Annotated in this window: 16 protein-coding genes and 3 riboswitches; of the genes, 10 read left to right on the forward strand and 6 right to left on the reverse strand. The window is 71.8% G+C overall.

Going from position 1 to position 24,613, the window contains the following annotated elements; genetic code table 11:
- Positions 1–143 precede the first annotated feature (143 nt).
- From K8612_RS30065 to K8612_RS30085, 5 genes are all read right to left on the reverse strand, one after another.
- Positions 144–1,898, reverse strand: coding sequence for a peptidase MA family metallohydrolase (locus K8612_RS30065; RefSeq protein ID WP_223764843.1), 1,755 nt, complete (start codon positions 1,896–1,898; stop codon positions 144–146).
- 8 nt (positions 1,899–1,906) lie between these two features.
- Complete coding sequence (locus K8612_RS30070) at positions 1,907–5,050, reverse strand: DUF4175 family protein (protein ID WP_223764792.1); 3,144 nt, start codon at positions 5,048–5,050, stop codon at positions 1,907–1,909.
- Positions 5,051–5,284: 234 nt separating this feature from the next.
- Positions 5,285–5,842, reverse strand: coding sequence for a MarR family winged helix-turn-helix transcriptional regulator (locus K8612_RS30075; RefSeq protein WP_223764793.1), 558 nt, complete (start codon positions 5,840–5,842; stop codon positions 5,285–5,287).
- Between the two features lie 234 nt (positions 5,843–6,076).
- Complete coding sequence (locus K8612_RS30080; protein ID WP_223743953.1) at positions 6,077–6,430, reverse strand: helix-hairpin-helix domain-containing protein; 354 nt, start codon at positions 6,428–6,430, stop codon at positions 6,077–6,079.
- Entirely contained in the window at positions 6,427–6,672 is a 246-nt protein-coding gene (locus tag K8612_RS30085; protein ID WP_223743964.1) for a hypothetical protein, read from the reverse strand. The genes K8612_RS30080 and K8612_RS30085 overlap by 4 nt, the downstream gene beginning before the upstream one ends.
- A gap of 332 nt (positions 6,673–7,004) precedes the next feature.
- Between K8612_RS30085 and K8612_RS30090 the strand changes: the two genes are divergently transcribed.
- A complete protein-coding gene (locus K8612_RS30090; protein ID WP_255672379.1) occupies positions 7,005–8,222 on the forward strand; it encodes a PDDEXK nuclease domain-containing protein in 1,218 nt (405 codons plus the stop codon).
- On the opposite strand, the gene K8612_RS30095 is transcribed toward K8612_RS30090, so the two are convergent.
- Entirely contained in the window at positions 8,185–9,255 is a 1,071-nt protein-coding gene (locus K8612_RS30095; RefSeq protein WP_223764794.1) for a hypothetical protein, read from the reverse strand. The genes K8612_RS30090 and K8612_RS30095 overlap by 38 nt on opposite strands.
- A gap of 91 nt (positions 9,256–9,346) precedes the next feature.
- A riboswitch (cobalamin riboswitch) is annotated at positions 9,347–9,582 on the forward strand.
- A gap of 48 nt (positions 9,583–9,630) precedes the next feature.
- Here K8612_RS30095 and K8612_RS30100 point away from each other — a divergent pair.
- The 9 genes from K8612_RS30100 to K8612_RS30140 all read left to right on the forward strand — a co-directional run bounded on the left by K8612_RS30100 (position 9,631) and on the right by K8612_RS30140 (position 24,602).
- Positions 9,631–11,625, forward strand: a complete 1,995-nt coding sequence (locus K8612_RS30100; RefSeq protein WP_223764795.1) for a TonB-dependent siderophore receptor — start codon at positions 9,631–9,633, stop codon at positions 11,623–11,625.
- Positions 11,606–13,213: an MXAN_6577-like cysteine-rich protein gene (locus tag K8612_RS30105; RefSeq protein WP_223764796.1), complete on the forward strand. Its 1,608-nt coding sequence runs from the start codon at positions 11,606–11,608 to the stop codon at positions 13,211–13,213. Before K8612_RS30100 ends, K8612_RS30105 begins: the two co-directional genes overlap by 20 nt.
- 43 nt (positions 13,214–13,256) lie before the next feature.
- A riboswitch (cobalamin riboswitch) is annotated at positions 13,257–13,480 on the forward strand.
- A 155-nt stretch (positions 13,481–13,635) separates the two neighbouring features.
- Entirely contained in the window at positions 13,636–15,141 is a 1,506-nt protein-coding gene (locus K8612_RS30110) for a hypothetical protein (RefSeq protein WP_223764797.1), read from the forward strand.
- 8 nt (positions 15,142–15,149) lie between these two features.
- On the forward strand, positions 15,150–15,827 hold the full coding sequence (locus K8612_RS30115; RefSeq protein WP_223764798.1) for a cell surface protein: 678 nt from the start codon (positions 15,150–15,152) through the stop codon (positions 15,825–15,827).
- Between the two features lie 143 nt (positions 15,828–15,970).
- A complete protein-coding gene (locus K8612_RS30120; RefSeq protein WP_223743947.1) occupies positions 15,971–16,288 on the forward strand; it encodes a DUF4177 domain-containing protein in 318 nt (105 codons plus the stop codon).
- 19 nt (positions 16,289–16,307) lie between these two features.
- Positions 16,308–16,468: riboswitch (cobalamin riboswitch) on the forward strand.
- Between the two features lie 169 nt (positions 16,469–16,637).
- Positions 16,638–17,939 carry a hypothetical protein gene (locus K8612_RS30125; protein ID WP_223743946.1) on the forward strand — a complete coding sequence of 434 codons (1,302 nt, stop codon included), beginning with the start codon at positions 16,638–16,640 and terminating at the stop codon, positions 17,937–17,939.
- Positions 17,939–18,706, forward strand: a complete 768-nt coding sequence (locus K8612_RS30130; protein WP_223764799.1) for a cell surface protein — start codon at positions 17,939–17,941, stop codon at positions 18,704–18,706. Before K8612_RS30125 ends, K8612_RS30130 begins: the two co-directional genes overlap by 1 nt.
- 261 nt (positions 18,707–18,967) lie before the next feature.
- A complete protein-coding gene (locus tag K8612_RS30135; protein WP_223743962.1) occupies positions 18,968–20,662 on the forward strand; it encodes an FHA domain-containing protein in 1,695 nt (564 codons plus the stop codon).
- Positions 20,663–20,747: 85 nt separating this feature from the next.
- Positions 20,748–24,602, forward strand: a complete 3,855-nt coding sequence (locus K8612_RS30140; protein ID WP_223764800.1) for a serine/threonine protein kinase — start codon at positions 20,748–20,750, stop codon at positions 24,600–24,602.
- Positions 24,603–24,613: the final 11 nt, after the last annotated feature.

Consider the following 24,613-nt stretch of genomic DNA (forward strand, 5'->3'; position numbering starts at 1 on the left):
AATTCACGTTGCGCCCACGGGCCGGTGCGCCAGTGGACAGCGCCACTGACCCCGGGACTGGGAGCGGACGTTCAGCACCGCACGACTGTCTGGGAGCGCCATCCCGTCCTCCTCGTCGGCTGGCTGGCCGCCGGGGAGGAGGGCTACTTCGCGGGCGCGGGCGCCGGCTTCGGGGCGGCCTTCGGGGCGTCGGGCGTGCCGGCGGGGACGTTCTTCGTCTCCGACAGCTCGTCCTCGGCGCGCAGGAAGGCCTGGGCGGCGCGGTCCACGTCGTCCGGCTTGAGGCCCGTGAGGTTGGCGGCGGCCACGCGCGTGCGGGACGCGAGCGCCGTCTCGCCCAGCGCGCCGTGGATGCGCGTGAGGGCCACGTGGATTTCGGGGTCGAACGGGTCGGAGGCCAGCGCCTCCAGGTACGCCGTCTTCGCCTTCGGGTAGTCCTTGCGGAACAGCAGGATGCGGCCCAGGTGCACGTTGGTGGAGGGCGAGCCCGGGTGCATGCGCAGCGAGCCGCGCAGCACGGACTCCGCCTCGTCCAACCGGCGCAGCTCCAGCAGCGCGAGCGCGAACTTGTTGGACACCGACTCGTACTTGTCGCCCACCAGCTTGTGCGCCCGCGCGTACTCCTCCGCGGCGGCCTTCACGCGGTTGCGCTCGCGCAGCACCTCGCCCAGGTGCGCGAACTTGCGCGCGGGGACCTCGGTCACCTCGGAGAAGCCGCCGAAGGAGATTTCACGCCCCTTCTTCTCGCTGTCCTTCTGCGCGCCCTTGGCGTCCTCCTTGAGCACCACGCGGTCGTCGCGCGGCACCAGCTCCTGCGGGAAGGGCTGCTTCTTCACGTAGGACAGCCACGTCTTCTCGAAGAGGGGGAAGGGCATGCCCGTCGCCGCCTCCACCGCCTTCTTGTCCGGCTGGCCCGCCTTCAGCTCCTGCAAGAGCGTGCGCAGGCCCGCGGTCCCCTGGGTGCCGTGGATGTAGTCGATGGCGTAGAACACCTCCGCGAACGCGGTGGCCGCGTCCTCCGCCGTGGGCAGCATGGCGATGGAGGGGTGCATCTTCTCGAAGGGGATGAGCTTGTCCTCCTTCACGCGCTTGCCCAGCAGCGCCTGCGTGGACGGCGTCATGGCCAGGCCGCCCTTGCCGCGCCAGCGCGACTCCAGGAACTTGGCCAGGCCCTCGTGCAGCCAGATGGGCACGGTGTTGTGGGACATCTGGCTGACCACCAGGTGCACGTACTCGTGCGCCAGCGTGTCCTGCCAGTCGTAGCCCTGCGCCACGGCCTTGGGGCTCGTGACCATCAGCTTGTTGAACTTGCAGATGGCGATGGTGCCCGTGGTGCGGATCTGCTTCTCCGTCAGCGTGCTGACGCGGGACAGCTCGCGCGCGTTGTTCACCACCTCCACGCGCACCTTGCCCGGCGGCGTCCAGCCCAGGTCCTCCGCGAGCGCCCGGTGGATGGCCTCCAGCGTCTCCAGCGCGTAGGGCACCAGCACCTCTTCCTTGCCCTTCGGGTAGAAGAAGATGAAGTGCTCGGACTCCGCCTTCTGGTGGTCCTTGACGATGGCGCGCGTGTCCTTGGCCAGCCGCAGGTAGCTGCCCGGCTTGTCCTCGATGTTGGCGCCTTCGAGCAGCGTCACCGCGTCGTCGTACTGGCCCTCCTCGAAGGCCACGCGCCCCTGGAAGTACTTCAGGGGCTCCAGCTCGGAGGGCACGCGCTTCTCGACCTCGGCCAGCTCGCGGCGGGCGCCGCCCACGTCCCAGTCGTCCAGCGACTGCTCCACCTTGCCCAGCCGCTGCTTCACCTCTTCCTTGAGGGCCGCGTCGGGCGGCTGCGCGAAGGCGGTGGAGACGGCGACGAGGAGGGCGCACAGGACGCCCAGTCCGTTGAGGGACGCGTGCATGTGGCGGCTCACTTCACCAGCTCCTCGTAGTAGCGCTTCACCTGTTCACGGTACTTCTCCGGCGCGCCCTGCTTCATCGCGTCCAGCAGGTCCTTGCGGAACTCGCGGGGCGCCTGGAAGGCGTCCTCGTCCGGCAGCTCCACCTTGTCCTGCGGGTTGCGGCCGTTGCCCTCCTGGCGGCGGCCGGAGCCCATGGGCATGGGCAGCCCGCGGCCGCCCTTGCGGCCCTGCTGGCTCTGCTGCATCTGCTGCTGGAAGCGCTTGAGGCCCTCCATGGCGGCCTGCTGCTCCCCGTAGCCGCGGCCCGGGTCCTTGCCCTGCATGCGCTGGGACGCCTCGCCCATGCGCTGGCCAATCTCATCCATCTGCTGGCCGGCCTCTTCCCCGAACAGCGGCGCCGTCTGCTCCATGTCCTCCATCTGCTGGCGCAGGCCCTGCGCGCGCTGCTCCAACTGCTGCTGGCGCTGGCCCAACTGCTGGAGCTGCTGCTTCTCCTGCTGCGACAACTGCGAGCCCGGCGGCGGGAAGAGGTTCTGCAACTGCTGGCTCACGTCCGCCACGTCGCGCGCGTCCTTCTTGAGCTGCTCCGCCATCTTCGCGGACTGCTGGCGCACCTCCGGCGGGTTGCCGAACATCTCATCCAACTGGCGCTGCTGCTCGCCCATGCTGGAGAGCTGGCGCGCGGCGTCCTCGGCGCGCGCGGCGGCCTCCGCGGCCAGGTCGAAGTCGTCCACCTTGAGCGCGTTCTCCACGTTGCGCAGCTCGGACTGGGCCTCCTCCAGCGGGCGGGCCGCGCGGCTGTTGAGCCGGGCCGGGTCGAGCTTCTGGTAGTCCTCCTGCACCTGCTTCAGCTTGCGCTCGAGCTCGTCCTTGAGGGCCTGGCCCTTCTCCTTGAGCCGGTCGCGGTTCTGGCCCCGGGCCTGGTCGCGCAGGGCGCGCGTCTGCTCCGCGACCTTCTGCTGCTCGTCCATGGTGCCCTGCAGGTCGTCCATGAACTTGCCGAACTTCTCCGCCAGCTCCGGGTACTGCTCCGCGCCGAAGTCCTCCTGGGACTTGTCCATGGACTCGAGCATCTCGTCCATCTGCATGCCCAGCTCCTGGAGCTTCGCCAGGGCCTCGTCCGCCTTGCCCTCCTGCATCAGGCGCTCGACCTCATCCATGGCGCCCTGCATGTCCTCCTGCTGCATCATCTCCGACAGCGCCTCGGCGTTGAGGTGCTCGTCGCGGATGCCCTTGCGCAGCTCCGCCATGCGCTGCATCAGCTCCTGGATGCGCGACTTGAGCTGTTGGATCTGCTGCATCACCTGCTCGCGCGCGCCCTCGTCCGGGTTGGCCTTGTACTGTTCGATGAGGCGCGACAGGTCGCGGCGCTCGTTGGCCAACTGCTTCGTCAGCTCCTGGAGCGCCTCCAGCTTCTGCCGGTCCAGGAGCGACTCCAGGTAGAGGATGTCGCGCTCCAGGCCCTCGATTTCGTCCTCCACCACGGCGGTGAGCCGGGTGCCGGTGCCCCAGTCCTCGCCGCGCGCGCGCTGGGTGCGCAGGTACAGGCGGCGGAAGTCGGAGGTGGTGCTGACGCTGCGCTTGAGCTCCCCGCCGATGTTCAGCAGCGCGGAGACGATCTCCTTGGGCACGTCCTTCTCCCGGGACAGCTCGGCGCCCTGGGCGCGGAAGTCGTCCGCGAGCTGCTGGCCGCTCGTGTCCACGGACTTCGCGGTCTCCACCGCGGCCGCGTCCTTCTGCTTCGCGCGGTCCGGGCCCTCCAGGCGGTCGGCCAGGTGGTCCACGAGGCGGCCCCACAGGACCTCGGCCTTCTCCAGGGCGGCGCGGCGGTGCTCGGCGGCGCTGTAGACGCGCAGGGTCTGCGTGCGGCTGACGCCCTTCTTGGGGCCCTCCACCGCGTCGTTGTCCTTCGCCTCCACGTAGTAGGTGATGCGGTCGCCGGGGGCGGGCTTGAGCGGGCCCAGGTCCCAGTTGAAGGTGCCCCGGCTGCGGCGGCTGTCCTCGCGCGGCAGGTTCACGCGCGTCTCCTGCTTGGCGCCGGGCATGCGGTACACCAGCGCCAGGCCGGACAGGCCGTAGTCGTCCGTGGCCTCGTACTTGAGCGTCACCTTCTGGCCGGGGTCGACCTCAATCTCCGTGGACGGGATGAGCAGCGTCACCTGGGGCGCCTTGTCCGCCTCCACGTTGAGGGGGATGTCCGGGCCCACCGCGAGCGGCTTCGCGCGCGCGCCGTAGAAGACGAAGTGGTAGTGGCCGCCCTGCTTCGCCACGAAGCTGCCGGTGAGCTCCCGGCCGCCGGTGACGGTGAGGGGCAGCGTCTGGCCGTTGACGACGACCTCCGCGCGCTCGACGGGGCGGTCCGAGCGCGTCTTCAGCACGACCTCGGTGCCGGCGGGCGCGCTGACCTCGCCGTTGGTGCCGGGCACGGTGCGCGGCGCGAGGCCGGTGTACGCGGGGTAGCGGTACGTCAGCTCGATGTCGCCGGTGATGGGCTCCGCCTGCGCGGCGGTCTCCGGGCGCGCGGCCTGCTCGCGCAGGTGCTTCCAGCCCGCGGCCCACCGGCCGCCCACGAAGAACATCAGCACCGCGAGCGCCAGCACCGCGCCGCCGCACGCCATGGCCACGCGGCGCAGCGGCTGGCGGTCCACCACCAGCCCGGCGTCCACCGTGCGGGCGCGCTCGTCCATCTGCCGCAGGAACGCGTCCGCGAGCTGGGGGGACCAGCCGGCTTCTTCACGGCGCTCGCGCGACAGCTCCACCGCGGCGAGCACGTCCAGCGACAGCTCCGGCCGGCGCTGGCCCACGAGCCGGGCGGTGCGGGTGTCGTCGCCCACCTGCCGGTGCGCGAGCACGACGCCGAAGACGTACGCCACCGCCGCGCCCACCGGCAGGGCGAGCCACAGCAGCGACCGCGCTAGCCCGGGCGCCGCCCGGCCCAGGAGGCCCGTGGCGAACAGGAGCACGAGGGCCGCGACGGCGCCCAGCAGCAGGCCCTGGGCCCAGAGCTGGCGGCGCTGGCGGGCGCGCACCTGGGCGAGCAGCTCCGCCACGCCTCCGGAGCGCGCTTCGGCCCGGTCCCGGGGAGGCGGGGCGGGAGGAGGCGGCGGGGGCGGCAGCTCGGGGGCTGGGCTCTGCGGTGTCTCGAGGTTCACGCTGGCTTGTCCGCTCGTCGGTCGCGAGCCAACCCCGGGCGGGGCGGGCTATTTCCCAATTGTGGCGCACTCCCGCCGTCTTCGCGCGAGCATCGCCGGGGCGGAGGACAGAAAGGCGGGCGCCTGTGTCCGCCGCACGAAGGAGGGGTGGACAGCAGGGTTCTGGGGACAACGCGGAAGGGGGACCCGGGCCCTCCCCGCCCGGTGGGGACGGTGGGAGGGCAGGGGGGGCGCTCAGCCTTCGGCGGGAGGCGTGGGGCGGGGCTGCGCGTCTTCCAGGGGCGCGGAGAGTCCGCCCAGCTCCTCGGCGAGCGCCTTGAGCACCTCCTGGGTGAAGACGATGCGGTCGCGGGGCAGGCGGGCGAGCACGCGCTGCACGGCGGACTCGACGGTGCCCTCGGACGGGATGTCCAGCGCGCGGCCGGCGTCGGTGAGCGCGAAGAGGGCCTTGCGGCCATCGAGCGGATCCGACTTGCGCTCCAGCAGGCCGCGCTTCTCCAGGCGCTTGAGCACGCCGGTGAGCGTGCTGGGGTGCACGTGGAGGATGTTGGCGAGCGTGCCAGCGGTGATGCCCGGGAAGCGGCCGACCAGCCGGATGACCAGCCGCTGCGGGCCGGTGAGCCCCAGCGTGGACTCCATCCGCTTGGACGTGGACTGGAGGCCATGGTCCACGGCCCACAGCAGGCGCATGAACTCCAGCACCTCACCCAACTGCTGCTGATGCTGCTGCGAACCCCGGGACCTGCTGCCGTCCGGGCCTGGTATCGACTCCGGGGCTTGTGTGTCCTTCATGGGCGCATCCTCCCTCACCTCCGGCCTCCCTGTCTTTCCGTTGTGTTCCAAAGGTGGGCGTGTCCTAGCGCGTCGGCCTGGGCGTTCCAGCAAAATCCGGAAGGGGTGCTCCCAGGTGGACGGGGCCGCCCGGCTGGAGGCCTGGGGAGGCAACGGAAGGCCGCCATCCCGGGGCATGCCGGGACCTGGGGATGGCGGCCCTCCTGAGCCTGACTCAACCGAGGGTTGTATTTGTCATGGGTTCGTGACGCTGGCCTCCCTTCCCGGCGGCGACCCGGCGGGGACCTGCTCCTTCTTGAGCGTCGTGGGGCCGGTGAGGGCCAGGTGGGCCCTCAGCTTGAGGAACTTCTTCTTGCCGAAGCCCTTGACCCGGACCAGCTCCTCGACGCGACCGAAGGGCCGCTTCTTGCGGTGCTCGAGGATGCGCTGCGCCGCCTTCTCACCCACGCCCGGCAGCAGGTCCAGCTCCGCCGCCGTGGCCTCGTTCAGGTTGACCACCCCCACGTATTGCATGCGCGGGCTGGCGGCCTCCGCACGCCCCGGCCCCATCAGCACGCAGCCCAACACCCACGCCCAGGCCCACCTCACGAGTGGCCCCCGACGCCCGCCTCCAGCGAGGGCTCGCCGCCGCCGAAGCGACTGCCGGCCGCCGAGTCGCGCTTCTCCGCGGCCTCGCGCACGTGCAGCTTCCCGTCCAGGGGCAGCACGTCCAGCAGGACGTTGAGCGAACCGTCCTTGTTGACGAACGCGCTGCCCGCGCGCACCCAGATGCTCCCGCCCTTGCCCTCGCGGATGGAGAACACCGCCAACCGCTTCCCCGCCATCAGCATCGACACGCTTCCCCCTTCAGAATCCCGCGCCACCACGGCCCGGGCACCTCGCTGGCTCGACCGCCTGAGGTCGCGTCCGGGCTTGAGCAGCCCGCGTGCCAGCGGCGTGCGCCTCTGAAGCGGAGTCAGCGCACAGTGCGGCGGCGCGCGCGGCGTCCACGCGCGGGGATGGGCGCGGATGCTCCAGTGGGCGTCTTGAGGGGTGAGAGTCGGGACCTGCTGAGGACATCCCCGGCTTCTGGACTCGCATCAGGCGCAGCGGCACCACTGCTGCATGGCGTTGGAACCATGAACCTTCCACCTCCCGCTGCGACACCTTTCCAGGAACCGCCATGATGATGTCGCGCAAGAAGGGAGGCAGCACCGCGGGCACGCCTGTACTCTCGCGAGAGCTATTTGGGGGCGCGCCCAGCGACCAGGAGGTTTCGATGCTCGTTCAAGACCTCAGCTCGATGATCGAGGATGCTCGTCAGCAAGTCGCGGTCACCGCGAACGCCATGTTGACGAAGCTGTACTGGCAAATGGGGCGTCGCGTTCTCACCGAAGTGACAGGTGGGCAGCGCGCGGAATACGGCGGCCAGATTGTCTCCGCGGTGGGGAGACAATTGGAGACCCGCTACGGACGAGGCTTCGGCGAGAAGAACTTGCGCCGGATGGTCCAGTTCGCCACCGTTTTTCCCGACCCACAGATTGTCGCAGCACTGCTGCGACAATTGGGGTGGACCCACTTCACCCTGTTGATTCCACTCAACGACCCGCTGAAGCGCGAGTTCTACGCCGAGATGTGCCGCGTCGAACGGTGGAGTACGCGCGAGCTGCGCCAGAAGATCGACAGCATGCTCTTCGAGCGCACGGCTCTCTCCAGGAAGCCGGAGGAGCTCATTCGTGATGAGCTCGCGTCTTTGCGTGAGAAGGGGGAACTCACGCCCGCGCTCGTGTTCCAAGACCCGTACATGCTCGATTTCCTCGAACTCTCCGACACCTATAGCGAGAGGGATCTCGAGTCAGCCATCCTCCGTGAGATCGAGCGCTTTCTCCTGGAGCTTGGCGTGGGCTTCGCCTTCGTCGAGCGACAGAAGCGCATCACGCTCGACGGCGATGACTACTACCTCGACCTGCTCTTCTTCCATCGGCGCATGCAGAGGCTCGTCGCCATCGAGCTCAAGATCGGCGACTTCAAGCCCTCGGACTCCGGTCAGATGGAGCTCTACTTGCGGTGGCTCGATCGACATGAGCGCCAGCCTGCCGAGCAGGCTCCGCTCGGCATCATCCTGTGCGCGGGCAAGAAGCGCGAGACGGTCGAGTACCTCGATCTCGACGCACGAGGAATCCATGTCGCTGAGTACCTGACGGAGCTGCCTCCGCGTGAGGTCCTCCAGGAACGTCTCCACCGTGCGATCGAGTCCGCACGTGCGAGGCTCGAAATCAGGACAGGAGGCGACGTGGGCGTTGCTTCGAGCAGGCGGGTCGCGACGATTCGTGGGTCGAAGCGGAAGCCCAGAGGACGGGAAGTCATCGTGCGCGGCGTCCGACCGCGTCGAAGCCCCTAGCGCAGCTCCGGCCGTTCCAGAGCCGGAGCGTGGCGAGCAGGCCCAGCACCGTCAATCCTCCTCCCGCCTGGGTGCAGCCCTTCTTGGAGTCGCCTGGCACGGGGCTCGGATCCTCGTCCACGGTCCCTGCGTCATCGCCAGCCCAGGGTCCTCCGTCCGCGCATTGGGCCCTTGGGTGGCCTTCCGCGAGCGCGCTCCTCACCGAGCAGCTCAGCTCGAAGTCCACGCTCACCGGGGGGAGTGTGAGGTTCGCGTGCTCCAGCGTCGCCGTGAGCGTGGCCCGGTGATGGCCCTGCTTGAGGCCGCCTTCTGGCGGCATACGGCAGCTCGGGTAGCCGCAGAATGTGTAGAGGAAGAGCAACTGCCGGATGTTTTCAGCGCGATACGACTCGACGGTGTCCTCACCCGCGGAGTTCAGCACGCCGTGCTTCGCGTACGACCAAGGCTCGCCGTCCACCTCCAGCGTCCAATGCACCCACGGCAGGAATGGCACCAGCTCCGGCGACGGCGTGAAGCGCAGCGTGGTGGAGGTCCCCATCTCCTCCCAGGCGCCACACGTCGAGTCCCCGTACACGTGGAAATATCCCCAGCCCGGCGTGTCGGCCGTCAGGGTGCCGAGGGTCGTGGGCAGGGGCAGGGCTGGACCGGCGGTGAACGTCATGGACCGGGTCTGGGGCCCCTGGCGTTCACAGGTCCCCTTGGCCTCGATGCGGTACGGGGTGCCCGGCTCCAGCGGTGCGTCCGGGACCAGGACCTGGGTCTCGTGCGCGCCCGCCGTGACGGTCGCGGGCACCGGCGTTCCATCCGGCAGCAGCAGCCGGACGGTGGATGGATCCACGCTCTCCCGCAGCGGCGGTATCGCCACCAGCCCGGGGACGTTCGCGGGCACCACGCCGCCGTCCCCGGGGAGAGGGAAGCGCACTCCCTGCTCGCAGTCGGGCGCGATGCAGGCGCGCGCTGGCGTGGGCGCGAGCATGCCCACTCCCACGAGGAACATCCCCACCGTGCTCCAGCTCCAGGCGTTTGCGTTCATGTCCCCTTGGACACCCGCGCCCGTGGGAGTGGGACATCACTCAGGGGCAGCGCCCACGGGCCGTGCCTTGACGCGCCTGGGGTGACCTCCTAGAACGGCCGGGCCCTTGGGTGCCCATGCCGGGCCTTCAAGAGGGAAGCCGGTGCGAGTCCGGCGCGGTCCCGCCACTGTGAACGGGTTGCCCTGAGGTCCAGGGCCGGAAGCCTCGGCTGTCACCACTTTCGCTCCCGCGAAGGGAAGGTGGAGGGTTCCTTCCAGAAGGGCGCAGCGTGCGCCCAGGTCTGGAGCCTGTCAGCCAGGAGACCTGCCCAGGGGTGCGGCAGCGGTGCTGCCGTGAGGCCTTCTCTCTTCGACGGAGGGAGCGGAAGGCGGAGCATGTGGCGCTCGCTTCTCGCCCGGACCGTCGTCGGTCTGGCGCTCGGCTTCCAGGCACAGGCCCTCGCCGGGCAGGAGACGCCTGCGCCCGAGGACGGCGAGCCCCCCCTCCCTGAGTTCGTCCTCCCCATCGTGGAGGTCATCGGCAGGGAGGTCCCCGAAGCCCCCGCCGACTCCGCCCGGCGCCGCGACCCCACCGGCGCCATCACCGTCATCGACGTCCGCGAGCGCGCAGGCGAAGCGCGCGACACCGCGGAGCTGCTCGGCGGATCCGCGAGCCTCGTCGTGCAGGACTCCGGCGGGTACGGACAGAGCAAGAGCCTGGTGGTTCGCGGCGCGTCGTCCAATGGCGTGCTCGTGTTCCTGGACGGCATCCCGCTCAACGGCGCGGGCGGCGTCGCGGACCTGTCGCTCATCCCCGTCGCGCTGCTGGAGCGGATGGAGATCCTCCGCGGCGCGGCCGGTGCCCGCTACGGCGCGGGCGGCCTGGGCGGCGCGGTCAACCTCGTCACCCGCGCGCCCTCGTCACGGCTCCTCTCCAGCGGCGAGGTCACCTACGGCAGCTTCGACACCGTGATGGCCCACGTCGCCGCGTCGGGCGCGCTGCTCGAAGGTCAGGCGCTGGTGCTGCTGCATGGCGGGCGCTCCCAGGGCGACTTCAGCTACCGCGTGGACGAGCTGCCCGCGCTGGACGACAACCCGCTCACGCAGGAGGTGCGCACGCGCAATGACGCGCGCGGTGGCGGCGCGCTCCTGAAGTACCGCCAGGGGCTGGACGGCGGCGGGCGCGTGGACGTGCTGGCGGAGCTGTCGCTGGAGGACCGCGCGCTCGCGGGCACCGTGCAGAACCCCGCCGAGTCCCGCCGCCAGGACCAGACGCGCCTGTCGCTGGGCGCTCGCTGGGCAAGGCCCTTCGGTGACACGGGTGAGGGCAGTGCTCGCGGCTTCTTCCGTCGCGACTGGCTGGACGTCACCGGCGGCACCACCGGCGTGGACTCCGGCGCGCAGCACTACACCGTGGGCGGCGTGGAGGTGGAGGGGCGCGCGGTGCTGGGCCGCAACGCGCTCGCCGTCACGCTGGCCGGCTCATCGGAGTCCGTCACGCAGGCCGTGGGCGGCCAGGCCGCGTCGTGGTGGCGCGCGAGCGTCATGGCCATGGACTCGCTGTCCCTGTTCTCCGAGCGCCTGAAGCTGGTGCCTTCGGTGCGCGTGGAGCGCGTGGGGCACTACTCGCTGCTGTCGCCCAAGCTGGGCGCGAGCGTGGACCTGGGCCATGGCTTCGGCGTGCGCGCCAACGCGGGCCAGTCCCACCGCGCGCCGTCGTTCCTGGAGCTCTACATCCGGCAGGGCCTGCTGCTGCCCAACCCGGAGCTCAAGCCCGAGCGCGCCCTGTCCGTGGACGCCGCGGCCCTGTGGCACGACGCGCACTGGAGCGCCAGCGCGGGCGGCTTCGCGGCGGTCTACGAGAACCTCATCGCCTACGAGCTGTACCCGCCGAATCTCGCGAAGCCCTACAACTTCGCCGCCGCGCGCGTGTGGGGCGCGGAGGTGGAGCTGGAGGCCCGGCCTCGCGCGTGGCTCACCGCGACCAGCAGCTACGCGTGGACCCGCACGCAGAACCGCTACGGTGACCCCCGCTACTTCGGCAAGGAGCTGCCGTACCGCCCTCGCCACAAGTGGGTGGGCCGGCTGCGCGTGGGGCCGGACTGGCTCAACGGCCGCACGGAGGTCCTCGTCCAGTCCTCGCAGTTGATCAACCGCGTGGGCGAGGCGCGCCTGTCCCTGCCTTCGCGCACCTGGGTGAGCGTGGGGGCCTCCAGCACCTTCCTGCGCCGCCCGGACCTCACCGTGTCGTTCGACGTGAAGAACCTGCTCGATGCGCGGACCGCCGACTACACCGGCATGCCGCTGCCCGGCCGCGCCGCGTACGTGACGCTCTCCGTGGCGCTCGACCCTGCCCCCTCCGAGGACTCCCATGTCGCGTCCCCTCCTTGATGCGCGGCTCGCGCTGCTGCTGTCGGCCGTGGCGGCGGCGCTCCTCACCGGCTGCCCGGAGGAGAAGGTCCTGTGCACCTCCGGCCTGAGCGTCTGCGGCGCCGAGTGCGTGGACCTCCAGGGCGACCCGTCGAACTGCGGCGCGTGTGGCACCGCGTGCGGCGCGGGGGAGACGTGTCAGGCGGGCGTGTGCGGATGCCAGCCGGGCACGCAGACGTGTGGTGAGGCGTGCGTCGCGCTCGCGAGCGACCCGCTGAACTGTGGCGCTTGCGGCGCCGCGTGTCCGTCCGGCCAGGTCTGCCAGGCCGGCACCTGCCGCGAGGGGTGCTCCGACGGCGCGGAGCGGTGCGGGGACAGTTGCGTGGTGCTCGCGAGCGACCCGCTGAACTGCGGCGCTTGCGGCGCGGTGTGCCCGGACGTGCAGTCGTGCCACTCGGGCCGGTGCATGTATGACGTGGTGGCGGCCTGCTTCACCAACGGACAGCTCGTGGGCATCCAGGCGGCCACGGACCGGATGGGGCCCCGGCGGCAGTTCGGCTCCGGCGTGCAGGCGCTGGCGGCGTGGGATGGCGTGGTGCTGGCGGCGGACGCGGCGCGCTCGGTGCTGTCACAGGCTCCTGCGGGGGCGCTGGGGACGGTGGCGGAGGAGGACTCGCTGGGCGCGGTGGCGGCTTCGCCCAATGACATCCTCGTGGATCCTCCGTATGTGTATGTCCTCGACTCGGCGAACAACACGCTCCAGGTGCTCAAGCGGGAGGGGGCCGCGCAGGGCGGGGGGCTGGGACTGCGCACGGTGGGGCAGGTGAACCTGGGCGCGAACACCAGCCCGCAGGTCATCGCGAAGCGCGGCGACACGTTCTACATCCCGCTGTTCGGCACGGCCGGCTCCGACTTCAAGCAGGGCAACGCCGTGGCTCGCGTCAGCGTGAGGGACCCGGAGAAGCCCCGGCTCGTGGACACCGTTCCGCTCACCGGTCTGGACCTGAAGTCCTTCGACGGCGGGACGACGATGGCGCTTCCCTACGCGGCGGTGTCCGTGGACGCGGGCGTGTACGTGGCGCTCACCAACCTGAACCCCGCGAATGACTACCTGCCCAACGGACCCGGGATGCTCGCGCGCATCGACCCGGCGGATGGTGGGGTGCACGCCATCGACCTGGGCGCGAAGGACTGCCTCAACGCGGGCGACGTGCAGGCGGTGGGTGACCAGTTGGTGGTGAGCTGCCTGGGCGAGGCGGTGTTCGACACCGCGGGCAGCTACCGCGCCAAGGCCGTGCGGGCCACGGGGCTGGTGCTGGTGAAGGATGACCGGCCCGTGGCGTCGTATGCGCTGTCGCCGGGCTGCACCGGAGGGCCGGAGAGCGGCTGCGACCTCGCGGTGGGAGGGCGGCTCGCGGTGGTGGGCAATGCCGTGTACGTCACGGACGTGAACGCGGGCCGCGTGTTCGTGGTGGAGGTGCGTGACGGCCAGTTCGTCGAGCGGCGCGGCAACTCCACGCCGCAGGCGGCGGGCCCGGCGCTGGATGCGTGTCCGGTGGATCCCCGGCGCGGCATCTCCAATGCCATCGACATCGTCGCGGTGCCGTGAGGCATTGGCCCTGCTTGTATTGACAAGCCCTGCTGTCCGCCATACTCCAGCGCCCGTCGTTGGTACGCCGCATCCGCAGGGTGCGGCGTTTAAAGGGAACCCGGTGTGAATCCGGGACTGCCCCGCAGCGGTGAGCAGGAACGAACGCCGTCCTCGCAAGCACTGGCCCGTGAGTGGGCTGGGAAGCGACGGCCAGTAGGTGGGTGACCCGATGAGGGCCTCCCGCGCCTGTGAGTCCGAAGACCTGCCACGACCCATGCCTCCGGGCATGGCCAGACCGGAGCCTCCGAGGGGAGGTGACGGAGGTCTTCCGCTCGCGCGGCGTGTCGTGTCCTGACGTGTCCCCCGTGCGCGGTCCGCTCTCCGTCCACGCCCCTTGGATTCACCTCGCCCGTGGGGGCGATGCAAGGGAGCAGTCGCGGATGAAGACAGAGCGGATGTTGACGGGGCGGGGACTCCAGGGCTTCGCGTGGGCGCTGACGACCCTCGCGATGGCGCTGACCAGCGCGGGCTGCGGCGATGCGTGCGTCGATGATTTCGACTGCCGCGACCAAGGCGCCGCTCCCGCGGGACAGCGCTTCGCCTGCGTTGAGAGCAAGTGCGAGCTGACGTCCGTCACCGTGCCGGATGCCGGCACGGAGGCCGATGCCGGTGCGAGCACCGACGCGGGCACGGGCAGCGACGCCGGTACGACGACGGATGCTGGAACGACCGACGATGCCGGAACGGGCAGCGACGCCGGTACGACGGCGGATGCTGGAGCGACCGACGATGCTGGCACGAGCGCGGATGCGGGCACGGGCAGCGACGCAGGTACGAGCACCGATGCTGGCACAGGCGCCGACGCTGGTACGACGACGGATGCTGGAACGGACACCGACGCGGGCACGGGCACCGATGCAGGCTCGGATCCGTGCGCGGCCGCGACCTACGACCCGAAGCTGGGCACGCTCCAGCTCCAGGCGGGCTTCGTGGCCGGTGAGGCCGCGTCGCTTCCTTCCGCCGCGGGCCCGGTGGGCGTGACGCCCGGTCCCACGTACTCGCTCTACACGGTGGTGTCGGACGGCTCCTCCGGCCCTCATGCGCTGTACTCGCTGGGCACGTGGCCGCAGGTGTCGCTGGGCGCGGCGCCGCTGTTCGACGTGGCTGCTCCCTCCGACCGGAGCCCCTCCACCTCGCTCTTCCTCAGCCCCTTCGTGGAGACGGATGGCCAGCACGTCCTCACCGGCTACACGAAGTCCGGCGGAGGCTTCCCGGGCTCCGTGGGCGTGTATGACGTCGCCGCGCCCGCCAGCTCCACCTACGTCTCCGCGCCGAGCAACTTCTCCGCGGGCGTCGTGCCGGGCGCGTTCCTCATCAACGGCGGTGGGCTCGACACGGTGTCGGCCGGTCTGGGCGTCTACGCGTTGAAGACGGACAGCTCGCCGTTCACCGCGCTGAAGGTGGGCACGCTCCCGCCGGAGACGGGCGGCAGCGGCTTCACCGCCGTGTCCACCCACGGCGTCGCGATGATCGGCTACTTCTCCGACGACACCTTCCTCAACGAGGGCCGCGCGGTGGCCCCGGCGGCCATCACCGAGGCGCTCAGGTCCGGCACGCCGTTCGCCGTGGCGGATGCGCCCGCGCTCGACGTGGGCTCCAACTTCGTCGCCGCCTCGGGCCACGGCGAGGGCGTGTCCGTGCTCCGCGGCGACTACGTCCCGCCCGACTACAACTTCGCCGGCACGGACGTCTCGCGCTTCGCCTTCACCGTGACGGACGCCGGCGCGACCGTGACCGTCGGCGCCCGCCAGCCGGTGCTCGTCTACGCGGACCAGTGCACGCGCGTGACTGGCCTGACCGCCATCGGTGCGGACCTGCTCGTCGGCGTCGATGACAAGAACGGTGCGCGCCTGGTCCGCATCCAGCAGGCCCCTCAGCTCCGGTGAGCGCGCCCATGAACAAGACCCTTCTTCCCAGGTCGTTCGCGCTGGGCTTCACCGCGCTCCTCTCCGTGGCGTGCGGCGGCGAGGACTTGCGGGACTCCCTCCAGGACCAGCCGCTGGTGGGTGCCCCGTTCGCGGACCGCGTCGTGTCCTTCGCTCCGGGCGCGGGCGCCGGGTTCGGTCAGGGCCTGCTGCCGGGCATCGTGCTGGGCGCGCCGAAAGGGGATGGCGCGTCGTCGGGCTCGCTGGACGTGCTGTCGCTCGGGAGCAACGGCGTCATCGTGCTGGAGTTCACGGACATCGCCGTCACGGACGGGCCGGGCGTGGACCTGCTCGTCTTCGAGAACGCGTTCATCAAGCCCTCCGGCAAGCCGTTCGCGGAGACGGGCGTGGTGGCCGTCAGCGACGACGGCGTCACCTGGCACGAGTTCCCGTGCGCGTCCTCCGACGTGGCGAACAACTTCCCGGGCTGCGCGGGCGTCACGCCCGTGTACTCGCATCCCGACAATGGCATCCCGGCCACGGACCCGGCCGTGGCGGGAGGGGACGGCTTCGACCTGGCGGCCGTGGGCCTCACCCGCGCGCGCTTCGTGCGCATCCGCGACTCGGGCGCCAACGGCTACGCGGGCACCAGCGGCGGCTTCGACCTGGATGCCGTCGCCGTGGTGAACGGCGTGCAGCTTCCGTAGTCGCGCGCGAGCACCGGGGCCGTTCTCCAGCGGACGGTCCCGGTGGCCTCGCGCGTCCATACGGCGAGTCCGGACGGCTGGAGGCTTCCGGGGTGGGGATGGCGGCATTAGATGCCCGCTGTCCCTCCCCCGGGTGCGCATCCATGAACCGTCGTTCCGCCTCACTCCTCGTGCTGCTGGGCGTCCTGCTCGGCGCGGCCGCTCCGTTCCTTCTTCCCTCGGCGGTCTGGGCGCAGACGTCCCGCGCGGCGCCGCGGAAGGAAGTGCCGCCGCCCGCGCCTCCGCCGCCACCGGCGTACGAGTACACCTTCGTCAAGCGCGAGAGCCCGGACGAGGACCTCGTGGAGCTCCAGCGGCTGGGGGGCGAGGGCTGGCGCGTGGTGTCCACCGTCGTCGTGGACGGCAGCACGCGGCGCTACGTGTTGATGCGCGACCGACGCGCCGAACCCACGCCGCATTGACTTTGCCCCGGGGTCGCCATAGTCCCGCCCCGTCATCGATGCCTTCACGCCATGGGGCGTGAGGGCTTCCAGGGAACCCGGTGTGAGTCCGGGACTGCCCCGCAGCGGTAAGCAGGAACAGCGTTCGCACGAACACCGTTTCAGCGAGTCCGAAGACCTGGCGACGACCCGGCGTCCTCCCCACGGAGGGCCCGGCGACAGACCGGAACCTCCGCGGGGAGCTGACGGCGAAGGCAGGCCTCCAGGGCGCGGCACGCGCCTGGCGGTCCGGTGCCTTGCGTCCGCGCAGCCTCCCGCCAGGGCAACGCCTTTTCCGCCTCCGGGCGGGAAGGCCAGGAGCGAGGACGCGATGCGGACCGACATGAAGCGGATGGGCACGAAGGGCCAGCGCGCGGCGTGGATGGGCGCCCTGCTGGCGGTGGTGCTGGGCGGCACGGGCTGCGGCAGTGAGTGCGTGGACACCTTCGACTGCCGCGACAAGGGCACGCCCGCGGAGGGCAAGGCCTGGGCCTGTGTCGCGGAGACGTGCACCCAGGTCACCGTCGACATCGAAGAGGTCGACGCGGGCACCGACGCGGGGACGGGCTCCGACGCGGGCACGGAGCCCGACGGTGGCACCGGCACGGACGCGGGCACGGATGGCGGGACGGTCGCTTGCGCCCCGCTGCCTCGCGAGCAGGTGCTGGGCACGCTCCAGCTCCAGTCGGGCTTCAGCGTCGCGGAGTCCGCGGAGCTGTCCCCGGAGGTGGTCGCGGTGGTGTCCACGCCCGGCCCCACGCACTCCCTCTTCGGCTTGCGCACGACGGCCACGGGCCGCGACTTCTTCGCGCTGGGGACCTGGCCGGACGTGACGCTGGGCACCGCCGCGCTCGACACGGTGCTCGCGCCCGCGGACCGCGCCAGCGCGGCCGACACCTACCCGTCCTACTTCCTGGCCTATGACGGCACGCGCCTGCTCGCGGGCTACACGAAGTCCGGCGCGGGCTTCCCGGGCTCCGTCGCGGTGGTGGATCCGTCCGGGCGCGACGCGGCGCTCTACCTCAACGCGCCGGGCAACTACACCGCCGCGGGAACGACGGACGCGTTCTTCGTCAATGGCGGCGGCCTGGACACGGTGACGGACGGCCTGGGCGTCTACGCGCTGGTGACCTCCGCCAAGCCCTACGTCGCCGTGAAGGTGGCGGACTTCCCGGCGCAGGTGGGCGGCAGCGGCTTCACCGCCGTCGCGGACAACGGCATCGCGGTGTTCGGCTACTCGGAGCCGGACACGTACGTGAACGTGGCCTACGCCGTGTCCAGCACCAAGCTGGGCGAGGCGCTGGCGTCGCGCACGCCGGTGGTGCTCACGAACGAGCCGAAGGTGGACGTGGGCTCCGACTTCAACGCCGCCGCCAGCTTCGGCAACGGCGTGGCCCTGGCGCGCGGCGCCTACGGCGCCACGGGCTTCGGCGTCACCGACGTGTCGCGCTTCTCGCTCACGCCCGGCCTGGGCGGCGGTCAGCCCATCAGCGTGGGCACGCGCGTGGCGGTGCTCAACGCCGCGGACGCGTGCACGTCCGTGGACCTGCTGTCGTCGCTGGGCGCGGACCTGCTCGTGGGCGTGAAGGACGTCAACGGCCGCCGCCTCGTGCGCATCCGGCAGGGCCCGTGATGAAGCGTCCCTTGCTCGCGCTCGGCGCGCTGCTGGCCCTGGGCGCGTGCTCGGGCGACTCCGAGTACGCCCCGCCGCCTTCAGGCGAAGTCGTGGATGCCGGCACCCTCGCGGATGCCGGCGTCTCCGATGCCGGGACGGACTTCGACGCGGGGACGGATGCCGGCGCCGACGCGGGCTCGCGGCCGGTGGATCCGTTCGCGGACCGGGTGACGGCGTACACGCTCGGCGACTCGGCGGGCTTCGGGCAGGACCGCCTCCCGGACGTCGTGCTCGGGCCTCCCGTGGGCGCGGGCCAGTACACCGGCTCGCTCGACGTGCTGTCGCTGGGGCGGGGCGGCTCCATCACCCTGGAGTTCACCGACCTGTTCGCGGTGGATGGCCCCGGCGTGGACCTGCTCGTCTTCGAGAACGCCTTCCAGAAGGTGGGCGGCGACATCTTCGCGGAGCCGGCCCAGGTGTCCGTCAGCGACGACGGCGTCACCTGGTTCGACTTCCCGTGCGCCGCCACCGACAAGGACGGCGGCTTCCCGGGCTGCGCCGGCACGCACCCGGTGCACTCGGCTCCGGACAACGGCGTGTCCGCCACCGACCCGGCCGTGGCGGGCGGAGACGGCTTCGACCTTGCGGACGTGGGACTCCACCGCGCGCGCTTCGTGCGGATCACCGACACGGGGCTCAACAGCTACGGCGGCACGTCCGGCGGCTTCGACCTGGACGCGCTGGCGGTGGTGAACGGCCAGCTCCCTGACGGCGGCGTGCCGTGAACACGCGCGCCCCACCTGCCTCCTGAAGCCGGGGAGGCGGGTAGGGCGGGCCTCCAGGGCCCCCGCGTTCCGCACGCTGCGCGTGGGTGACGCCCCGTCCATCCACCGCCCCAGGTGAACTCCGACCCCGGCATCCGGCGGGACCCCCGGGTATGACGCGACGCGAGAGGGCTGCCAGGGACTCGGCTGGACGCCCGTCCTCCACGGGAAAGCGTCTCGGACTCTCGGAAGATTGGGAGGTCGTGTAATGTCTTGCGCCCGATGTGGCAGATCATCATCAACGGGCCCGGCTACTTCGACACGTCGTACGACCTGCCGGAGGGCGTCACCAGCCTCGGCCGGGCGGACGAGAACGACATCGTGCTGGGCGGCGACCTGGTGTCGCGCCGGCACGCGCGGCTCTACGTCGAAGGTGACGTGCTGCGCATCGAGGACCTGGGCAGCCGCAACGGCAGCCGGGTGAACGGTTCGCCGCTCCAGGGCAGCAAGCACCTGAACGCGGGCGACACCGTGGCGCTGGGGGAGAACACCCTGGCGGTGCGCCAGCCGCACACGGTGGAGAACGCCGCCACGGAGATGATGGACCTGGGCGCGGGCGGCGTCGTGCGCTTCGGGCACGGCACGGACGTGGGCCCGTCCGTGCTCATGGCCAAGAACGTCAAGGACGCGGACGTGCTGCGCCTGCTGGACAACGTGGGGCCGCTGCCGTTCGACGACGCGTTCTCCGGTCCCTCGCCCGTGCCCGCGGGCTCCGCGATCGCCAGCCCGCGCGTGTCCTATGAGACGCTGGTGCTGCTGGTGCACGCCGCGGAGGCGCTGGCCACCGCGCGCACGCTGACCGCGTTCCTGGAGTCCGCGATGGACCGGCTCCTGGAGCGCACGGACGCCACCACGGCGGTGGTGCTGCTCAAGCACGCCACCGGGCCGCTGGTGCCCGCGGCGGTGCGCCACCGGGGGCGGCTCGCGAAGGGTGAAGTGCCCGTGTCGGACGCCATCGTGGACGAGGCCCTCCGCCAGGGCCGCGCGATCGCGGTGGGCGACGTGAAGGACGACCGCCGCTTCGCCGGACGCGAGAGCGTCATCATGTACGGCGTGGACCGCGTGCTGTGCATCCCCATCGGGACGGAGCCCCCGTTCGCGGGCGTGCTCTACGTCAACGTGTCCGGCGGGGGCGACACCAGCCTGGAGCTGATGCTGGACGCGTGCACCGCGGTGGCCCACCTGGTGGCCAGCGGCGTGCAGCGCTTCGCCGTGCGCGACGGCTCCAGCACGGACCGGATGCGGCGCAACCTGGAGCGCTACCACTCGCCGGAGGTGGCCGAGCGCCGCGCCGCCGAGGCCCAGCGCACGGGCGGCAAGCTGCCGGGCCTGGAGGAGAAGAACCTCACCGTGCTGCACGCGGAGCTGGCGGACTTCGGCGCCGTCATTGGCCGGCTGGGCGCGGCGCGGGCCACGCAGTTGCTCAACGACTTCCACGCGCGCATGAGCGGCATCGTCTTCAGCTTCGAGGCCACCGTCGAAGGCTTCCTGGGCGAGTCCATGCGCGCGCTCTTCGGCGTGCCCTACGCCAAGGGTGACGACGCGGTCCGCGCGGTGCGCGCGGCGCTGGCCCTGCGCGCGGACTGGGAGCGGGGCATGGCCCGCCGTCCCCAGGACGAGCGGTGCGACCTGCGCATCGCGCTGCACTCCACCAAGGCGCTGGTGGGGATGATCGGCACCGAGTCTCGCACGGAGTACAGCGCCGTGGGGGAGGGCATGGGCGTGGCGGGCTGGCTGGCCTCCACCGCGGCGCCGGGCCAGGTGCTGATGACGGGCAAGCTGCTGGCGGCCACCGGGGCCCGCTTCGACGTGATGCCCCTGGGCGAGCGGGTGGTGCGGCCGCCTCGCGACAAGGTGGCGGTTTTCGAGGTGATTGAAGAGGACATGGGCATGCTGACCAACCCCGGTATCCGGTGAGGCGGCCGGCCCGGCCGGTTGACGGGTTGAAGCGGGCCCCCTGCCCGGGGTTCAATGCGGTTTCCGTGGTGGACCCCCGCACCGCATGAACTCTTCGAACCAGCCCGCCCGATTGCGGCCCTTCCGGCCGCAACCCTTCGGCCGGTACACGCTCCTGTCGCACCTGGCCACCGGCGGCATGGGGGAGATCTACCTCGCCCGCCTGGAGGGCGCGCAGGGCTTCGAGAAGCTGTGCGTCATCAAGAAGATCCTCCCGCAGTTCGCGGAGGACCAGGACTTCGTCGACCGCTTCGTGGGGGAGGCGCGCACGCTGGTGCGGCTGGGGCACGGCTCCATCGCGCAGGTGCTGGACATGGGCGTGCACGAGGGCGAGGCCTACATGGCCCTCGAGTACGTGGACGGCAAGGACCTGCGCAAGGTGGCCGCGCGCGTGCGGGACCGGCAGACGCCGCTGCCGCTGACCTTCGTGCTGTATGTGATGGGCCGGGTGCTGGACGCGCTGGCGTACGCGCACCGCAAGCGGGACGAGGAAGAGAAGGAGCTGAAGCTCGTCCACCGGGACATCTCGCCGCAGAACATCCTCATCTCCTACGAGGGGGAGGTGAAGGTCATCGACTTCGGGCTGGCGAAGAGCCGGCTGTCGGCGGCGAAGACGAACCCCAGCATCATCCTGGGCAAGTTCCTCTACATGTCGCCCGAGCAGGCCCGGCACCAGCCGGTGGACCGCCGCAGCGACCTGTACGCGGTGGGCCTGTGTCTCTACGAGCTCATCTCCGGCAAGAACCCCTTCGACGCGCTGCCCCCGGGCGAGTTGATGTCCGCGGTGGCGAACCCGAAGGTGGCGCCGCTCAGCGAGGTGGAGCCGCTGACGCCGCCGACGGTGTCGCAGTTGGTGGCGAAGGCGCTGGCGGTGGAGCCGGGCCAGCGCTTCCAGACGGCGGAGGACTTCCGGGTGCGTCTTCAGGCGTGCCTGATGGAGATCGACACCAGCGCGGGACCGGAGAGCGTCAGCAAGTTCATGCGCGACCTGTTCTCCGCGGACTACCAGTCCGAGCGCCGCCTGCTGTCGTCCCTGCGCGAGGTGTCGCGCGACGTGCGCGGCAGCGGCACGTACGAGTCGCTGAGCCCCGCGCCGCGCCCGACGATGCAGGCGCCCGCGCTGCCGCCCAAGACCATCCGCCTGGATGGTCCGGTGGAGCCCCTGTCCTTCCACCCCACGCCCCGGAGCCGCGAGGACGGCGGCGGCGCGCGCGACGACGGTGAGACGCGCCCCGGCGTGGTGGTGGACGAGTCCACGCGCCCCGCGTTCCCGGTGGAGGCGCTGGAGGAGGCGGCCCGCGCGAAGATGCGGCCCAGCCCCGCGTCGTCGGAGCCGTCGCCCACGGTGGAGGTCCGCCAGGACGCGATGGAGCGGCCCACCATCCTGGAGGGGCTGCCGGCCATCCGCACCGCGGCGGAGCGTGCGTTGGAGGCGCAGGCCCCGCTGACGGGCGAGCCCACCGCGCCCCGGGCGGACGCGCTGTCGGCCTCCGAGCCGCAGGCGGAGCCCACCGCGCCGCGCGCCACGTCGTTGCCGTACGCGGATCCGGGGTTGCCGTCGCGTGACGCGCCGCCGGTGCCGGACGTGCCGGTGTCGCGGCCGTACGCGGACGCGGGAGGGCGGGGCGCTTCGCTGCCCTTCTCCGATTCGGTGGGCCCGCGGGGTGTGCCGCCTCCGCCGATGGCCGTGCGGCCCGCGGATGGGCCCGTGCCCTTCGTGCCGGCGGATGCGTCGCGGCCGGTGGCGCCTCCGCCGATGCCTTCCTTCGACTCCGGACCGGGGCGGTTCGAATCGGCGGGTGAGTCGCTGCCGTTCATGGAGCCTCCGCCACCGCCGGACGACCCGTTCGACGACGAGGAGCTCCCCGAGAGCGACTATCCGTGGCCGGAGCCCCTCCCCGAGGGGGGCCGCTCCGCGGGAGCCGAGCTGCGCGCCGCGGAGGCGCGCATCCCGGAAGGTCAGCGCCCCACCGCCGCGATGCCGTCCCTGGCGTCGGCGCGCCCGGGAGTGACGACGCCGTCGAACGGCAGCCGCCCCGCGCCGTCGTCCCCGTTCGATGCGGCTCGCGAGTCGGAGCCCCTGCCGAGCTACGAGCCGGTGCGCGCGTCCGAGTCGTCGCGCGGCTTCGATGCGCCCCGCGCGTCGGAGTCGTCGCATGGTTTCGATTCGCCACGGGCGTCCGAGTCGTCGCGTGGCTTCGATGCGCCCCGGGGGACCGAGTCGTCCCGTGGCTTCGATGCGCCCCGCGCGTCCGATCCGTCCCGCAGTCTCGATGCGCCCCGGGGGGCCGAGTCGTCTCGCGGCCTTGATGCGTCTCGTGCTTCCGAGCCGTCCCGCAGCTTCGATGCGCCACGGGCGTCCGAGTCGTCGCGTGGCTTCGATGCGTCGGAGTCGTCGCGCGGCTTCGATTCGCCCCGGGGGGCCGATGCGTTGCGTGGCTTCGATGCGCCCCGTGCCTCCGAGCCCGCGCGTGCCGTGGAGGCGCGCATCCCGGAAGGCCAGCGCCCCACGGCCGCGATGCCGTCGCTGCCGTCCTCTCGCCCTGGCGTGACGACGCCGTCGAATGGGAGCCGGCCGGTGCCGGCGCAGGTGCCGCTGCCGTCGCACGCGGCGCCCACCATCCAGGTGCCCTCCATCCAGTCCTCCGGCCCTTCACTCTCCTTCGACGCCGAAGCGGACTCGCTGGACTCCGAGCCGCTCGACTCCGGCCCGGCTCCCCGGCCCACGATGCAGGACACGCGGCCTTCGGAGGACCTGGTCTCGGTGGATGTCCGCGCCCTGGAGGCGGACTCCAGCGTGCCGTACATCTCCGCGGAGCCGGACGACGCCCTGGTCGCGCGCGAGGGCGACGCGGACACGCACCCGCGCATCCCCATGCCTCGTGGCTCGCGCCGCGAGGAGCCCCAGGCCCGCGTCATGCTGGACGAGGCGCTGCTGCGCGAGACCTCCTCCTCCACCAGCAAGCGCGAGGCCGACACCGGCCCCACCGCTCCGTCCCGGGGCCGCACGGGCTCCCGGCGCGCCGTGCGCGGTTCGTCGCCAGGTACGCCGCCCCCGCGCCCCAGCACCGCGTCGAGCATGCGCGCCGTCACCCGCACCCCCGCGCCCGCCGCGGATCCGGACGAGTCGTCCACCGCGCGCGCCACGCGCGACGACGCGACCCGGCGCAAGGCCATGCCGGTGCGGCCGGAGCCTTCGGAGCCGCCGCGCGCCTCACGGCGTGAGCCCGCGCCGGTCCGCAAGGGCGGCGGCCTGCGCTCCGCGCTGATGTTCACCCTGCTGATGGTCGTCGCGCTGTCCATCGTGGGCGCGGGGCTCTACTTCGTCCCCGAGCTGCGCGTGGCCGTGGGCCTGGAGCAGTCGCGCACGTTGACGCCGCCTCCGCCCACCCCGGTGCAGCAGCCTCCCACGCGGCCCGCGCGCGGGCGTCCGCCCCAGGACACGCCTCCCGCCCAGGACGTGGCCACGGCGCCCACCCCCGCTTCGGCCGAGTCCACGTCGCCGTCCGCCGAGTCCGCGCAGGCCCCCACCGGGCCGGACACCGCGGAGCTGGATCCGGACGGCCTGCTCTCCCCGACCGCGCCAGCGGGAGGCACGGCCGCTCCCGCCGCGAAGAAGGCGGCGCCGCCCCGCCCCGGAAAGCGCCCCCCCGCCCCGGTCCGCGCTCCCGTCAAGGAGAGCAGCCTCCCCCCGGAGCTGGAGAAGGAATGGACGCAGACGAAGGCGCTCTTCCGGACGCTCAAGAACAACCACGGCTGCGAAGCCATGTCGATGCAGTGCACCCTGTTCGACAAGCTGGCGGACGACTTCATCGTGGGCGGCAGTGAGACGCCGACCCTCAAGCAGGTGAAGGACCTGCACGAACAACTGAAGGTCGTGAAGCGCCGCCAGGACTACTAGGCGCCCGCGAG

Source organism: Corallococcus sp. AS-1-6 (assembly GCF_020037015.1).
Classification (GTDB): Bacteria; Myxococcota; Myxococcia; order Myxococcales; family Myxococcaceae; genus Corallococcus.